Below are 273 nucleotides of genomic sequence, written 5' to 3'. Positions count from 1 at the left end.
TATCATACGGATATCAACACAGAGCATTCAGAGTATGGAGCTGCGTTCTATGGTGGAGATAAGGTTATTTTTGCAGCGAGTAATAGCAGTATGTTCAAGCAAACTTCACAATGGACAGGCGAGAGTTTTTACGATTTATATGAGGCTTCTCGCGACAGCATTTCTCTTGCTAAAAAATCACTTTTCTCATCGGATATTAATACAAAATTCAACGAATCTACGGCTGTCTTTACTAAGGATGGCAATACCGTTTATTTCACACGTAATAATTAT

The 273-nt window shown here is 37.4% G+C and carries 1 pseudogene; it reads left to right on the top strand.

Features of this window, described 5'->3' with window-relative positions:
* Positions 1-273 (top strand): annotated as a pseudogene (locus CCAND38_RS03110) (PD40 domain-containing protein); the annotation flags it as partial.

Source organism: Capnocytophaga canis (assembly GCF_000827555.1).
Taxonomy (GTDB): Bacteria; Bacteroidota; Bacteroidia; order Flavobacteriales; family Flavobacteriaceae; genus Capnocytophaga; species Capnocytophaga canis.
The sequence above is the reverse complement of the archived record's forward strand: the minus strand, read 5'-3'. Positions and strand labels throughout refer to the sequence as shown.